The 14,680-nt window shown below is 42.8% G+C and carries 13 protein-coding genes; 9 read left to right on the forward strand and 4 right to left on the reverse strand.

Features of this window, described 5'->3' with window-relative positions:
• Positions 1-42 precede the first annotated feature (42 nt).
• Positions 43-1,581, reverse strand: a complete 1,539-nt coding sequence (locus tag LZT21_RS09410) for a hypothetical protein (protein WP_233990404.1) — start codon at positions 1,579-1,581, stop codon at positions 43-45.
• Positions 1,582-1,716: 135 nt separating this feature from the next.
• On the opposite strand from LZT21_RS09410, the gene LZT21_RS09415 reads away from it, so the two are divergent.
• On the forward strand, positions 1,717-3,879 hold the full coding sequence (locus tag LZT21_RS09415; RefSeq protein ID WP_233990406.1) for an O-antigen ligase: 2,163 nt from the start codon (positions 1,717-1,719) through the stop codon (positions 3,877-3,879).
• Position 3,880: 1 nt separating this feature from the next.
• On the opposite strand, the gene LZT21_RS09420 is transcribed toward LZT21_RS09415, so the two are convergent.
• Positions 3,881-4,975 (reverse strand): glycosyltransferase, encoded by a 1,095-nt coding sequence (locus LZT21_RS09420; RefSeq protein ID WP_233990408.1) that lies wholly within the window; start codon positions 4,973-4,975, stop codon positions 3,881-3,883.
• A 141-nt stretch (positions 4,976-5,116) separates the two neighbouring features.
• On the opposite strand from LZT21_RS09420, the gene LZT21_RS09425 reads away from it, so the two are divergent.
• Genes LZT21_RS09425 through LZT21_RS09445 form a run of 5 tightly spaced genes read left to right on the forward strand, consistent with a single transcriptional unit; the run spans position 5,117 to position 9,344 of the window.
• Positions 5,117-5,785, forward strand: coding sequence for a hypothetical protein (locus LZT21_RS09425; protein WP_233990410.1), 669 nt, complete (start codon positions 5,117-5,119; stop codon positions 5,783-5,785).
• The gene (locus tag LZT21_RS09430) at positions 5,778-6,926 is read left to right on the forward strand and encodes a hypothetical protein (RefSeq protein ID WP_233990412.1); all 1,149 of its coding nucleotides are present in this window, start codon (positions 5,778-5,780) and stop codon (positions 6,924-6,926) included. The genes LZT21_RS09425 and LZT21_RS09430 overlap by 8 nt, the downstream gene beginning before the upstream one ends.
• Positions 6,927-6,933: 7 nt before the next feature.
• Positions 6,934-7,647: a glycosyltransferase gene (locus LZT21_RS09435; protein ID WP_233990414.1), complete on the forward strand. Its 714-nt coding sequence runs from the start codon at positions 6,934-6,936 to the stop codon at positions 7,645-7,647.
• A 9-nt stretch (positions 7,648-7,656) separates the two neighbouring features.
• Positions 7,657-8,559: a glycosyltransferase family 2 protein gene (locus LZT21_RS09440; protein WP_233990416.1), complete on the forward strand. Its 903-nt coding sequence runs from the start codon at positions 7,657-7,659 to the stop codon at positions 8,557-8,559.
• Complete coding sequence (locus LZT21_RS09445; RefSeq protein ID WP_233990418.1) at positions 8,556-9,344, forward strand: glycosyltransferase family 2 protein; 789 nt, start codon at positions 8,556-8,558, stop codon at positions 9,342-9,344. Before LZT21_RS09440 ends, LZT21_RS09445 begins: the two co-directional genes overlap by 4 nt.
• 9 nt (positions 9,345-9,353) lie before the next feature.
• Here the strand turns inward: LZT21_RS09445 and LZT21_RS09450 are convergent, their stop codons facing one another.
• A complete protein-coding gene (locus LZT21_RS09450; RefSeq protein ID WP_233990420.1) occupies positions 9,354-10,280 on the reverse strand; it encodes a glycosyltransferase family A protein in 927 nt (308 codons plus the stop codon).
• Between the two features lie 2 nt (positions 10,281-10,282).
• Positions 10,283-11,263: a glycosyltransferase family A protein gene (locus tag LZT21_RS09455; protein WP_233990421.1), complete on the reverse strand. Its 981-nt coding sequence runs from the start codon at positions 11,261-11,263 to the stop codon at positions 10,283-10,285.
• A 73-nt stretch (positions 11,264-11,336) separates the two neighbouring features.
• Here LZT21_RS09455 and LZT21_RS09460 point away from each other — a divergent pair, with 73 nt between their 5' ends.
• From LZT21_RS09460 to LZT21_RS09470, 3 genes are read left to right on the forward strand one after another with little or no spacing between them, the layout of a single operon-like run.
• Positions 11,337-12,236, forward strand: a complete 900-nt coding sequence (locus LZT21_RS09460) for a hypothetical protein (RefSeq protein ID WP_233990423.1) — start codon at positions 11,337-11,339, stop codon at positions 12,234-12,236.
• A gap of 30 nt (positions 12,237-12,266) precedes the next feature.
• Positions 12,267-13,328 (forward strand): glycosyltransferase family A protein, encoded by a 1,062-nt coding sequence (locus LZT21_RS09465; protein WP_233990425.1) that lies wholly within the window; start codon positions 12,267-12,269, stop codon positions 13,326-13,328.
• A complete protein-coding gene (locus LZT21_RS09470; RefSeq protein ID WP_233990427.1) occupies positions 13,325-14,668 on the forward strand; it encodes a glycosyltransferase in 1,344 nt (447 codons plus the stop codon). The genes LZT21_RS09465 and LZT21_RS09470 overlap by 4 nt, the downstream gene beginning before the upstream one ends.
• Positions 14,669-14,680 lie beyond the last annotated feature (12 nt).

The following is a 14,680-nucleotide window of genomic DNA, read 5'->3' on the forward strand; positions in this document are numbered from 1 at the left end:
TTTAATATTAATCAAGATAGTTATTTAACTGAAAAAATAATTTTACTCAAATTGGATTGATACCAATCCAATTCCTAACATACGGCCATCATCAGCTGATATCCCCAGCGCAATTGGTGTGGTCGGATTAGATAAATTAAATCGCAAATACATCTCCCCCTCGGTCTTTTTGGGGATCATTAATTTAATCATATTGCCATTCATTTTTGTAATAGTGGACTCACTAACTAATTGATTATTTATAAATACTGTTAAAAACTGCGGCAGTTTATCGGATGCCATCGCCTGAAAATCAATAACTAAATATGTTATTGATGGGTCTCGAATTGCATCAATAATGATGGTTGAGTCCTTTTCTCGGCTCCAAACACCCCATGATTCTGGGCCATTCCAACCATTTCTTAAGTAGGCACTGCCATTAGATTGATCTTTAAAGTACAAAAAATCACCTTTATGTATTGGTGGCATCATTATGACTGCCTTCTCTCCGTATATATACTTTGCATATGAATTGTAAGCAACTATCATGTTAGGATAGCGCAATATTGGAGGTACAGCTAATTGCAAAAAGCATAGGAGAAATAGCGTAATAAATTGAATCTTATTGGGCTTAATGAAGATTAGGCCACCTGTTTCAACTATAAGAACTATAGTTGGTAACCAAATTAAACCCACTAGTCGATTTGTATCCCAAGCAACTAGCAGGGGTGCAAAACAACCAAGCAACATCACTATTATTAAAACTACCCTATATCTCTTTTCTCTGCGATTCGGACTTGTTTGAATAAAAAAGCCACACAGTATTCCATACAAAACCCAAAGAGCCCCGCCTCCTATTAACAGAGTAGGCAAATCAAAAGAATAGTCTACAAAAAAATCAAATCCTTTTTTGAGGATATTGAAATACGTTTCTGGCGACTCACCTGCTAGGGCCCTATCTTTTATAAGAAGTAAAAATATAAAACTAAAAATATAAGTTGGGCCGATCAGAATTAGTGCTCTAGTCACTCCCTTTTTGTATAAAAGGTATGCTGAAAGTATGGAGACATCAAAAATGGTTTTTTCATGTATCGCAATGGCAGTTAATAGTAAAAGGGTGCAAATGATGGGGCGCCAAACTAACCCTCCTTCTTTTTTTACGAAAAATAAATAGGCAATCATAACTAAAAAATACGGCACAGAGTCTATAAACATCCTTGGCCCAAAGGTCATCTGTGCAACTGTGCTAAAGGCAAATATAAAACTTAAATAAATCAAGACAAATGTGGTGTAGAGATTAATTTTCTTGGTTGGAAGCGTTAATGCTGTGAAAATTTGCCAGATGATTAATGTAAGCCAGCCCCAAAGCGAGACTAACTTTAAAATTCCAAAGCCAGAGCTGCCAAAATTAAATATATTTGCAACCGTTCCCAAAAGGGCGCGCGGTCGAATTTCGACTAACAAATCTCCTTTTTGCCATTCATCATAAAATCCATCCACAAACGGTACCCATAGGGAGAAGAGGTAAAGTAAGATACCTGCAAATATCGCACTCACTAATTTGGCAATTTCATTTCTATGCCGAGCCATCAAAGTCATCACAACTTTTCCTATATTCCAAAGATAAAATAATATCGTTACTATTTTCCCACCAAACACTTAAAATACTTGTTTTAGTATTCAGCACCATTATTACCACCTTGAGATGGGTTTAACTATGCAATTTTCTAGGTTCTAATGCAGTTTTCAGTTGATTTAGTAAGGCGTCGATATTTATCCATTCTTTCGAGTTTTGGTTTGGGCGCAGCGCTGCTCGGATCGCTGGCGGTATTAGTGAATGATTGGGTCCACTGGGGTGCTGCTTTTCCAGTCACAAGTACCTATCTTTTTCTGTGCGGCTTATTATTTGCGCTCCTACCTAAACCGTGGGGCTTAATGGGCGTCATTGCTTTAATACCCTTATCAGCAGGCCTTCATACACAGCTCAGTGCTTTAACGGGAATTCAATTTTTACCCGTCTTAAATGTTGGTTTAGATTTAGTTGCAGGCCTATTTTTAGGTACTATTGCGCAAATAATCTTGACTAGAGGATTCAAAAAAATACCAATGGCAGTGATGCCTTGGCCTGTGGGTTTAGTCTCCTTACTCATTACGGCTTCTGTACTCTTAAGTATTTTTCGCAATCTACATCTATCAGCTAGCGCTGTTTCTATCCACGGCTTTATTTTTAATCTGATTCATTTTCGCCCGCTTGATTGGCAAGCTGATTTTTTACCCATGCGCGATTGGATTGCTTACTCAATAGCAAGTGCAATGGTCGCCTTAGTGGTGTGGAACTTACAAGCCTTGCCCGAGAAAGTTCGCAATGCCGTGATATTTCGACCCCTCTTATTCGGCTTAGTGTTCGCAAGTATCGTAGGTCTTATCCAAAGCTTTACCGGGTTTGGTTTAGTAGAGTCCACCCTAGATTTTCGCAAAGATGCATTTGGTTATGCCGCTATTGGCTTACAACCTGATTTACATGCCTTTGCTGCCCATATGTTGCTGGGGGTAGTCGGTTTATGGGGCTACTACTGGCTTTGTCAGCGCACGCGCCAATCTAGCGAGCGCAAAGTAGTTCTAGCCATTATTGTGTTATCCCTTATTGGCTTAATTGCCAGCAAATCGCGTGCCTCACTTTTTTTTGGACTAAGCGCTTTGTGTATCGGCTGGATTATATTTAGCTATCAACTATGGCAAGAGAAATCATTATCAAAACAGCAAACCAAAGAACAAACAAAAAAACAAGCCAATAAAAAAAGTTTTTTGATTTGGACTAATTTCTTTGTGCTCTGTGTATGCGTGGGAATAAGCTGCATCTTTCTGTTCTTTAATACAGAAGCTCTAAGTAACCTAGGGTGGTTTGGCCCGCTGGTTGAGCAAATCAAAAAACTGGATTTAACAAGTCTGAGTGCTTGGAGCGGCTTATTAGGTTCAAGAATTGAAATTTGGGCAGCAGCGCTACGAATGTTCTTTTCCTATCCCTTATTGGGAATTGGCCAAGGTGAGTTTTATCGATTGTCATCAAATCCGAGTTTTAGCCGCTCCTATTTTTTGGAGCACTATGGCGGTGAAAATGCCCATAATTATTTCTTGCAAACCTTAACCGAAACAGGCCTCATTGGCTGCGCCGTTTTTTTACTGGCATTTTTATATCCTTGGTTTAAGGTGCTTCATCGTCAGCAGCTATATCCTGCGGTGATTGGCTTAATGGGCCTATTTTTAGGTAATCTTTTTGCCCATGCGTTTTTAGTCAGAGAAAATTTATTGCTCGGCGCAGCCCTTTTGGGTCTGATGTATAGCTGGCCCCAAAGAAACCAAAGGGACCAAAGTAACTATAGCCCAGCAGAAATGCACTCTAGTACGGCCAAGAATATGCCCTGGTATGGGTATGGCCTGATTGGTTTACTCATATTGGGGACAGGCGCAGAGATTATTTCTTCGTTTTATCGTTTGCCATTTTATGCAGGAAATGATTGCTATAAAACAGCAAAACTCCTGAGCGACGATGGCTGGACTTCAGGCGCATGGGAAGAGCTAATTCCTCGGGGTGCAAAGGGCATTACGCTTGACTTAACCCCAAATCGCCCGATCTTTTCGCATAAACCATTGCGCGCCAAGCTAGAACTCTTATCCTGGGAAGCAGGTAAAGGGAAAGTACCCATCGCTAGCCAGACTATACAGTGGACTGTGAATGAAGCTAGTAAATTTAATCTATTGCTACCTGAAGCCTATGTCAACTCTCCCAATGTTATTTCTGCGCGTTTAGAATTATCGAGTTGCTATACACCAAGAAATCTAGGCATTAGCGCCGATAGTCGTCGTCTGGGAGTTCAAATGAAGCCCCCTATATTTTGGTAACTTATTGTTTATTAATAATGAGCCATTTGGGTGTTTTAAAGCGCACGATCGACCAGTAAAGCCAAATATACGTCAGCGCAAATAGCCCGCTAAATAATTTGAGAGCAATGTGATTATTCCAAAAGAGTACTGCAGGAACGACGGCTAAGCTCGATAAGAGCCATAAATAGGGTGCAGTAATGGCATTGCGCTGGGTTTTGAGTTCACCCTCGCTTGTGCCAACAGCCCAGCGAACAGCTCGTTTATAAATAATTTGATGCAGATGCGCTGCATCCGGAATGCCAGGACTGATGCGTTTTAAAAATAGACGACGGTAGATAGTAAAGAGGGTTTCAAAAATAGGATAAAAACATAAGAGCAGCGGAAACCATTTCGACACAATCGGATTTCGCAAAACCAATAAGAGTGATAGTTCGGCGATCCAAAAGCCAATTAAATAGGCACCACCATCACCTAAGAAAATTAAGCCCTTGGGGTAATTCCAAAATAAAAACCCTGCAATAGCCCCAATGCCCGCAAAGCAGCAAATCATAATTGGGTAATCTCTTACTTGAAAAGCGACATAGGCAAGCGCAATTAAAATGATTGTTGCAACCGCGCTTGAAAGTCCATGATAGCCATCAATCAGGTTAAATGAATGAGCTACACCTGCAATACAAAAGCAAGTAAAGATCATGGAAATAAGTGGTATGGCTAAGATCCAATCAACGCCAAAGATTTGCACATTAGTAAGCCAAGCATCTAAAAGCTGGCTTGCTATGGCAGCTGAAACCATCGTCGCTAATAAGCGCTCGCGCGCTCGAATTTTCTTGGTAATGTCTTCTGCCAAACCCATTAAAAAGCAGGGTAGAGCAGCGACCAATAATAAGCTAGCAAAAGTACCGACTTGCGCATTACTTGGCCAACGAATCAATAAAGCGCCGGCTAGGCCAAAAAAAATGGGTAGACCACCAATGCGCGGCACTATGCTGGTATGAAACTTTTGAATCCCCGTCAAATCACCATCGCCAGTAAATTTCGCATGCAGATGCTGATAACGAATTAATACCAAGCAAAGTAAAAATGAAATAAAGAAAGAGAAAATGATGGCAGACATAAGGAAGCGGCTAATTAATACAGTTCAACCCAAAAGAATTAATGAAATGATAAGCAACTGTAACACTCTAGCCTCAAAACACCACCTCATTTGGGTTTAGAAGTAAAATCATTAAAAATTCTGAGTGGAATATGGATTAAATTGACTATGTATATCAGCTACGCCATCGTAAGCACTTGGTTTCGTCAAAATTTTAAATTACTTTTGGCGCTTGAATGCATGAGTTTATTAGCTGCAGGCACGTTTTTATACTTTACGCCCCACATCTATGAGGCCAATTTTGCGGTCAGACTTCCCAAAATGGAAATCAGTAGTACCAGTGATACCTCAAAAGATGAATCTAAAGCCCAAAGCCTGAAAAATCAGTGGGTTTTATTAATTTCTGGCCTAGACTTTTTGCGCGGCATTCAAAATCCAATGGGTCATCCCAATGCACTGATTCAGACATGTATGGGCGATGTATCTAATGCAAGCCGCAAGCAATTAATTCAGACACTACAGATGTCCCTCATGGGTAGTGGTGACATTATTCATTTTTCCTTAAGACTCGAAGGCCGGCAAAGGGTGTTGCACTGCGCCATCCTATTTAGGGATTTAATCATTCAAGATTTAGATGGTATTTATGACAGCCGGTCGAGAAAAAATGCACCTCAGATAAAGCAGCTGGAAAAGGCGGTAGTCATTGGAGACATTACTTTAAGCGATAGTTATATCTATCCCAATCCCCAAAAAACAATCTTAGCGGCGCTAATTGCAGGATTTTTATTGGCTATTTTTGGGGTTAGCTTACGAAATAAATACCGTGCCTAATTTTTTTTATCGGCCACTTTCTTTTTTTGGTATTTTGCTACTTTGTTTGGCAATTCACACGGGTATTTTTTTCTATCATCCGCCAGTTTTTTTTCTACCAGACTTAGTGCTATTACTTTACTTAGTTTATCAATTTCGTGATTTAAATCAAGAAGTATCTTCGGTTTTTTGGGTTAGTTTAATGCTTTTTTTGGGCTATTATTTTTTATCACCGATTCCGCCCGATACCCAATACCAAAATAATTTTATTGTTGTTTTAAAACCTTTTATCTACATTTGTATTTTAAGTTTATATTCAGCAAACGCGCCTCGCGTCAATTTTGCCAAATGGATGCGCTTATTTTTATATCTTTATCCGCTGATTTTATTGTGGGATCTCTTTTTGGTTTACCTCAAAGAAAATGCGAATTTAGGGCAGCTAATGATGATTCGCCCCTATTTCATTTTCGAGAATAATTTTGAGATAACCCTGTATTTGAACTGCTTTATTGTACTTTTCTTTATCGTCAAAGAAAGAAAGTGGTTTGATTTTATCCTGCTTGCCGCGGTAATCGCATTATCGGGAAGTCGTTCTGGGCTCCTTTCATTTGCAGCAGTTTGTCTCTTTTATTTTTTCACAGTAAGTTGGCGACAAAAATTAATTGCGACTCTATTGGCATTATTAGCAGCTGCTTATATTGGCAAAGGTCGGAATATTAATGCGCCGGTAAGCACCATCGACCGTGTGCAGTCACTTCAGGCCATCCTTACGCATTACGATTTTAGTTGGACTGAAATTCTAGCTAAACCCTTTGGCTTTGGCATCTATGAGAAAGTGCCAGGCTATATTTGTAGTCGCTTACCTGATTTTGCTGAATGGTTTACAGGCAATAGTCATAATTGTGATCCCCTCATGCTGCAGGCTTTTTATACGCGTGCCTTATTTCAATTTGGCATTTACGTTACCTTGCTTATCCCCGTATTGTTTTTTCTTATAATTAAAAAAGAAACTGGTTGGCGATTAGCGATCCTCATTCTCACGCCCATAACCTGTGTTGCGACTTCGGTTGGGGGTTTTTCTAATGGCTTAGCTTTCTGGGGTTTACTACTTTCGGTCTTTGCTTATTTGCAATACACCCATCGTCCACCAACCCTTGCTTAAGAAACCCATGCTCAGCATAATTACGATCAATAAAAATAATCGGGTAGGTTTAGCAAAAACTATTGCTTCACTGAAAACGCTAGAAAGTCGTGATTTTCAGTGGGTGTGTATTGATGGCGACTCAAGTGATGGAGTAGATGGACTCGCAAGGGCGTTTATGACTACTGGCGATGTCTTCATTTCCGAGCCTGATACCGGAATCTATAACGCGATGAATAAGGGGATTTTGCACGCAAGTGGGGAAGATCTCCTATTTTTAAATAGTGGTGATGTTTTTTCATCTAGCCTAAAATCCATCGCTTCTTTGTCTTTAGATCCCAAGATGGATATTCACTTATTTGGTTTTACGGTGCGTGGCAAAACTCGCCTACCTAGACCGCAAGCCTGGCGATTTTGGTCGATGCCCACCTCTCACCAGGCGATTATTTATAAAAAAACCCTTTTACTTGCGCAGCGATTTGATGAAAATTACCGTTTAGCAGCTGACTTTGAACATTACTTGCGTATTAGCCGCCTTGGTAGCGTGATAGGTCAAGCATTGCGGATGAGGCGCGATCAGACGATCTTGATTGAAAATGAACCTTATGGTACCGACGCGCAATTACCCCGAGTCTTAGCGGAATACCGGATGGCGTTAATTCAAAATGGCTATCCTAAAATTTGGGCCCATGCAGTTTTTTTGCTTAAATCGGTGTATTTGCAGTGGGCTTTAAAAAGGTGAGTTATTAGCATGTCCATTACCGCTTTAATTTTGACCTATAACGAAGAGCTGCACTTAAAGCGCTGTTTAGAGAGCGTGCAGGCTTTAACGCCGAATATGGTGGTGGTAGATTCGTATTCAAGCGATAAGACCTGCGAAATTGCCCGTGAGGCTGGCGCGACACTTTTACAGCGGGCCTGGGAAAACAACCATTCCACGCAAGTCAACTGGGCCTTAGCGCAACTACCCAAAGATACCCAGTGGGTGATGCGCATAGACGCCGATGAAATTCTCACTCCAGAACTCATCGCACAAATTCAGGCTATTTTGCCAACACTTGGCAATGAGGTGAATGGCATTACGTGCTACCGAAAAATGATATTTCAGGACAAGTTGATTCGCTTTGGCGGCGTTGGTGCCAATGTCGTATTACGTTTATTTCGCTATGGACATGGCCAGTCTGAGAGCCGCTGGATGGATGAGCATATTAGCGTGCGTGGCCCAATAGTGCATCTGAATGGCGCCATCATTGATCACAACTTGCATTCCTTATCCTGGTGGAAAGAAAAACACCGCAACTATGCCAAACGCGAGGCGATTGATTTACTCAATTTAGAATTGCAATTTAATCCGACAATTAGTGGGGAAAATCATCTTGCTATGCAAACTCAAATTAGTTTTAAGCGGCGCATTAAGGAGTCGGTTTATGCCAAATTACCTGGTGGGGCAAGGGCGATGGCGTATTTTTTTCTACGCTACTTTATACTTGCGGGTTTTTTAGATGGTCGCGTAGGAGCGCAGTTTCATTATTTACAGGCCTATTGGTATCGCAATTTAGCTGATCAGTATGTCGCCCTAGTTAAGCGCCAAATGAAAACCCAAAAGCTCAGTGCGCAAAAAGCCATTGCGCAGGTACTGGATACGCAAGTATGAAGGTGTCGATTATTACGGTAGCTTTTAATAGTGCGCGCACGATTGAAAAAACCATTCAATCGGTATTAAGCCAAAGCTATCCAGAAATTGAATATATTGTGATTGATGGCGGCTCAACAGATGGGACGCTAGAAATTATTCAGCGATATGAAGACTGCATAGCTGTATGGATTTCTGAGCCCGATACTGGGATGTATGACGCCATGAATAAAGGCATTGCTAAGGCAAGCGGGGAAGTGATCGGTATTCTTAACTCTGATGATGTGTATATGAGCGATCGGTCAGTCAGCAAGCTCATGGGTCTTATGCAAAAAGAACAAGTCGATGTGGTATTTGCCGACCTGATTTTGGTTGATCCCATAAAAACGGATAAACCAGTGCGCTATTACGACTCTAGCTACTTTAAGCCTAGTCGGTTTCGCTGGGGCTGGATGCCCGCTCACCCAACCGTTTTTGTGAAAAAAACGCTGTATGCACTAGTTGGGCCATTTGCTACCGATTATCAAATTGCCGCCGATTATGAAATGCTCATTCGTATTTTATTTACGCAAAAAGCCAGTTACGCTTACTTACCCAAACCCATAGTACGGATGCGGGTTGGCGGGGCTAGCACGGCCAATTGGCAGCGCAATTGGGTCCTAAATCAAGAGATTGTTAAAGCCTGTAAAGACAATGGCATCTATACCAATTTAGCGATGTTGCTACTAAAAATCCCAGCAAAATTATGGGGAGCGCGCTTTACCCGCAAATCGCGCCTTGCTGCGCTCAATCATCATCCCGATTAGCGCGTCTTCTTAGCGCACCTGCTTTTGATAGGCCAAATAGGCTTTGGCTAAATACTGCAAGGGCGTGATCAATATTTTACTGAGTTGCATGGTTGGGCCCGTTAATTGTTTCTGAAGGCGGGGATTACACTCATCAAATCCCGGAATTTGTGTAGCAGCGATTTTTTGCTCAACTAAGATAGTGCGAATTTTCCATAGCAGAAAGTAATTATCGGCTTGCATTTGGGTTAATTTATTGAGCATCATGAGTTCAGCACTTAACATACGCAGGCGATCTTTTTGCATATTTTTTGCGTGTACTCGAATGGCAACTAAGGGCTTATCAACAAAATCAAAATGAAATTGCCTAGCTATGCGTAGCCACATATCCCAGTCTTCAGATGCGTGTAATTTCTCATCAAAGCCGCCAACTACATCCAATACCTCCCGCTTAATGAGTACGCTGCTACCACTACCAGAAATAAAATTTCCCCGTAGTAAAGCCTGGTACACATCACCCCTCACTTTAGGTGCTACAAGTCTAGTGTTAGCACTTAAAGGCGCGGAACTCTCTGAAATGAGGCTATAGCCGGTATAAACAACACCCAGTTTGGGGTCGACAGAAGACAAAAAGAGCTGTAGTTGGGCGTCTAATTTATGGGCTTGCCAAAGGTCATCGGCATCAAGAAATGCAATATAGGGCGCGGTACTTTTACGAATACCGGTATTACGCGCAGCTGATAATCCGAGGTTAGCTTGCTCTACGAGCACAATATTCAATTGTGGGTGAGCCCCGGCAAATTGCTTCACGCAAGCCGCAGTATGATCAGTAGACCCGTCATTCACCACAATAATCTGCGCAAGGACGTCACCTTGCTGAGTTACCGATTGCAAGGTTTCCGTGAGATACGCTTCTGCATTGAAGGCGGGGATGACAACGTCAATTTGCGCGCGCATATCTACCTAAACCGCTTTAAAAGGGCCACCAAATCAAAGGGTAACAAAGGCGCAAAGCGCCTTACCCAAGCCTTAAGAAAAGCATCTTTTAAGCGGCCTTGATTGCTTAGTACACATGCCGCAAGATCAACGCCATCATCTGGAAATTGCTGCAGTTTGATGTGGTAGATGGATTGCAATAAACGTAAACCGAATTGGTAATCAGAATAACTAAATGGACTTATGCTATTAGTCATAGCTTTAATCAGACGCTCAGTAGGAGCAGTTGGAGTTTCATTGGGTAGCAGCGTTTGTAAAGCCTCTAGTGACATGCCTTCAGCCCGTTTTTGCATAATTGCTAGTTTGGTTCTCGAAATGCTTGTGGGCATTTCACGGTAAAGGAGTAAAGCCTCACCTAAATTAGCAACACTTGCGTGTTTGGCAATGCGAAGCCATAAATCATAATCTTCTGGCGGAAACTTTTCGGGTTCTTCCGGGTATAAACCACTTACTGCCAAAATGGATTTACGAATCATGACTGAGCTATGTACAAAGCAATTTGAAAATAGCAACTGAATTTGTATCTGGCCATTACTAGTGGGGTGGCAAAGTGCGCGGTTGGTTGGCGCATCCTCTAGTAAAATATCCGCCCAAGTACCGAGTAATCCACACTGGGGATGCTGCTCTAAAAAATGGACTTGCTTAATAAGGCGCGTAGGAAGCGACAAATCATCTGAATCTTGACGCGCTAAATAGGTTCCGCGGGCAAGCCGAATGGCGCGGTTTAGTGTAATCGGTAGACCCACGTTCGCTTGGTGCAGCACTTTCACGCGCGCATCTTGGATCGAATCCACAATCGTAGCTGTGCCATCGCTTGAGCCGTCATTAATCACAATTAATTCAAAATCGGTAAACGATTGGTTCAAAATGCTCTGAATCGCCGCTTGCAGATAGCGCTCCCCGTTATAAACCGGAAGTAAAACGCTGACCAGTGGACTTGACATAGACTATGAAGGTGAAAAGCTACAATAAGGCAAGAATATCGCAAACCCTGACGAAAAGGATGCATTTCCTCGCATGACCGATACTACCCCAAAACGTTCTGTGGGCATTGTGACGATTGCTACGGGTAAGTATTACCCAGAATTCATGCCAACCCTCGTTAGTAGCATTGAGCAGTTTTTTGATGTAGACCACCAGACTGTGACGGTATATTGCTTTACCGATCAACCCGCTACTATTGCAGGCGTAGTCCATTTTGCCGTAACGCATCAGGCTTGGCCTTTTAGTACTTTACTGCGCTATCACTTAATTGAAGAGCAGTGGCAAGCCTTGTCCCAGCATGATTTTTTACTGTATATGGACGCGGATATGCAAGTGCTTCGTCCCATTCCCAAGACGATTTTTGAGCACCCATTAATTGCCGTTAAACACCCGGGCTATCTAAATGCCCAAGGCCCCTTTGAGCTCGATCGCCAAGATAGTACCTATGTAGCACCGCCATTACGTAAGCACTATTTTCAGGGTTGTTTTTGGGGGGGTGAGCGCCACGCCTTTGAGCAATTGATTTTCTCGCTCAAGGCGCAAGTAGAAGCCGATTTACTCTTGGGTCAGATTCCCATTTGGCATGATGAGTCGTATTTAAATGCTTATTTAGCTCAGCATCCCTGTTTTGCCCTATCAGCAGAGTTTGCCTGGCCAGCAGTCACGCCACCCAAGGATCGCAATCCCTATATTTTGCATTTAGAAAAACCCCATCAAGAGATTCGGCAAATGCAAGGTCGTGGCACTGCAGGGGCGAAGGTTTTGCAAGGACTTAGCCCAACAGAAGCACTAGCTATGTATCAAGAGCTCTATTTAATAGCGCATCAAAAATGCCAACGCTTAGAAGCACGGCTCATGACCCATCACGGTATTTGGACGCGCATACGCGAGTGGTTGGCGTATTACAAAAATAAACCACCGCAGTCAAATTGAAATGAAATATGTTTTCTGTTGGGGTCAGGTATGCTTGATTTTGTAGTCGGGTCGCAAGCGAGTGCCACGCCTTTACTCTCGGTAGTGATGGCAGTAAAAGATGGCGGGATTTTTTTGCAAAAGGCAATCGATTCGATCTTGCAGCAAACCTTTAGTAATTTTGAACTTATCGTGATCGACGATGGCTCCACTGACAATACCTGGCAAATACTAGAGTCCTATCGGGATACCCGTATGCGAATTGTAAAGCAGGAGAATCAAGGGGTTTCTAGAGCTTCTAATCGAGGTCTAGCTATGGCGCGCGGCAAATATATTACGCGCCACGACCACGATGATATATCTTTACCTACTCGGTTTGCGCAGCAGGTTGAACATCTCCAAGCCCATCCTCAATGTGCTTACGTCGGCACGCGGGCCCAAATTTGGATGGGCGATACTTCTACCTCACGAACGCATGATCATCCCACGAGCCCGGGGATGCTCGCATTTGCTTTACTCTTTGATTCACCCTTTGTTCTAAGTTCCTGTATGTTTCGCCGGGAGTTGCTAGAAACCGTTGGAATGTACGCTACAGAGTCAAGTCGGATACCAATGGAAGACTTTGAATTTGTTTCCCGGGTAGCACGTCAATTTGAGCTCGCCAATTTGCCGGAGTATTTGCTGATTTATCGTGAGACACCCCAAAGCGAATCCAGTGCTTTGCGCTTACCTGATAATCAGAAAGCACAACTTATCTTGTCGCGTATTAGCCTTTTTTCTGCAGAAAATCTAGCCTTTGCATGCGGACGGTCACAACCCACTTTAGAAGATCGTGATTTTGGGGCTTTATGCCATTGGTACTTTGCGGGAGTGAGCCCAAAACCAAACTACGTGCGCATTCGCGCAAGTGTAAAAGAAGCCGCCAACCGAATTGCACAGCGCTTTAATGAGCCTCAGGTGCTTCGTCTTGCAAAAGCAAAACTGTCTGAATTAGATTATCAGTACTACACTTATATGGAACAAACCTGGCAATTGCAGCGTCTCATCTATATTTTGCGCACCCGCTCTTTGATTCAACTGTGGGCGTCGCTAAAAAAGCGAATTTTGCCATGAAGCAGTCTTTGAAGGTATTGCAAGTTAATACATATGATTTGGGCGGCGGTGCGGAGCAGATTGCTATAAACCTCACGCAAGCGATTAATCAGACTGAGCATAGCGCCTTATTGGCTGTTGGCGAGAAGCGAGGCGAAAATCCTGCGGTCATCCAAATAGCCAAAAGCGAAAGGAAAACTCCGTGGGCACGCTTTTGTTTGGGTTTGCAGCAGTGGCTCATGCCTGCACACGGCAAAATTCGCGGGATTGCGCGAATGCGCCAATGGCTTGGCGATTTAGCAATTGGGATCGACGCGATACCACGCTGGTTAGGGATGGAAGAGTTTCATTTTCCCGCTTCAGTACAGTTACTTGAGCTTACCCAATTTTCACCCGATATTGTGCAAATGCACAATTTACATGGGGGGTATTTTGATTTACGCGCACTAGAAGATTTATCGCAGCAGGTTCCAGTGGTACTGACTTTACATGATGCTTGGCTTTTAAGTGGCAATTGCGCGCATTCACTAGGCTGCGCGCGCTGGCAAATGGGCTGCGGAAATTGCCCCGATATTCATATTTACCCAGGTTTGTCGCGTGACTCTACAGCGCTAAATTGGCAGCGCAAAAAAAGGATCTATGCACGTAGCCACCTTTATATTGCTACCCCTTCACAGTGGCTCATGAATCAAGTGAAAGACTCAATTTTGGCCCCGGCTATAAAAGAGGCGCGCGTCATTCCGAATGGAATAGATACGCAGATTTTTTATCCTCGAACGCAAGCTGATGTGCGGCTGGAATTAGGTCTACCAAATAGTCAAGCCATTTTTCTTTTTACTGCCAATGGCATTCGTCGTAATCCCTTTAAAGATTACAAAACCCTACACCTTGCCATTGCATTACTAGCTAAGCGAACAAGCCAAGATATTTTGCTCCTTGCCCTAGGTGAAGAAGTACCAGATGAGCAAATAGATTCAGTACGCATTCGTTATCTTGGGAAAGTATCAGATCCAAAAATAGTCGCAAAGTATTACCAAGCAGCAGACTGGTATGTGCATGCCTCTAAAGCCGATACCTTTCCGAATAGCATTTTAGAAGCGATGGCTTGTGCTACCCCAGTTATTGCCACAGCCGTTGGAGGTATCCCTGAGCAAATTATCGATGGTCACACGGGCTATCTAGTGGCTTCTGGTGATAGTGAAGCTTTAAGTAAAAAGATGGAATATGTTTTGGCTAATCCCAAAATACGAGACCAGTTGGGGGTGGCGAGTGTTAAACGGGTTACCGAACACTTTACTCTGGAGTTACAAGCTCAACGCTACATCGATTGGTTTAGAGAGATATACCGCAAAACAACTTAAATAGCAAACCTA

Origin of the sequence: Polynucleobacter sp. IMCC 30228 (assembly GCF_021395205.1) — a bacterium.
In the GTDB taxonomy this organism is placed as follows: Bacteria; Pseudomonadota; Gammaproteobacteria; order Burkholderiales; family Burkholderiaceae; genus Polynucleobacter.

What these genes read in the sequence shown, in the direction of transcription:
- LZT21_RS09415 (WP_233990406.1), top strand. Translation starts at nt 1,717, where the DNA reads ATGCAGTTTTCAGTTGATTTAGTAAGGCGTCGATATTTATCCATTCTT.
- LZT21_RS09420 (WP_233990408.1), bottom strand. Translation starts at nt 4,975, where the DNA reads ATGTCTGCCATCATTTTCTCTTTCTTTATTTCATTTTTACTTTGCTTG.
- LZT21_RS09435 (WP_233990414.1), top strand. Translation starts at nt 6,934, where the DNA reads ATGCTCAGCATAATTACGATCAATAAAAATAATCGGGTAGGTTTAGCA.
- LZT21_RS09440 (WP_233990416.1), top strand. Translation starts at nt 7,657, where the DNA reads ATGTCCATTACCGCTTTAATTTTGACCTATAACGAAGAGCTGCACTTA.
- LZT21_RS09445 (WP_233990418.1), top strand. Translation starts at nt 8,556, where the DNA reads ATGAAGGTGTCGATTATTACGGTAGCTTTTAATAGTGCGCGCACGATT.
- LZT21_RS09450 (WP_233990420.1), bottom strand. Translation starts at nt 10,280, where the DNA reads ATGCGCGCGCAAATTGACGTTGTCATCCCCGCCTTCAATGCAGAAGCG.
- LZT21_RS09455 (WP_233990421.1), bottom strand. Translation starts at nt 11,263, where the DNA reads ATGTCAAGTCCACTGGTCAGCGTTTTACTTCCGGTTTATAACGGGGAG.
- LZT21_RS09460 (WP_233990423.1), top strand. Translation starts at nt 11,337, where the DNA reads ATGACCGATACTACCCCAAAACGTTCTGTGGGCATTGTGACGATTGCT.
- LZT21_RS09465 (WP_233990425.1), top strand. Translation starts at nt 12,267, where the DNA reads ATGCTTGATTTTGTAGTCGGGTCGCAAGCGAGTGCCACGCCTTTACTC.
- LZT21_RS09470 (WP_233990427.1), top strand. Translation starts at nt 13,325, where the DNA reads ATGAAGCAGTCTTTGAAGGTATTGCAAGTTAATACATATGATTTGGGC.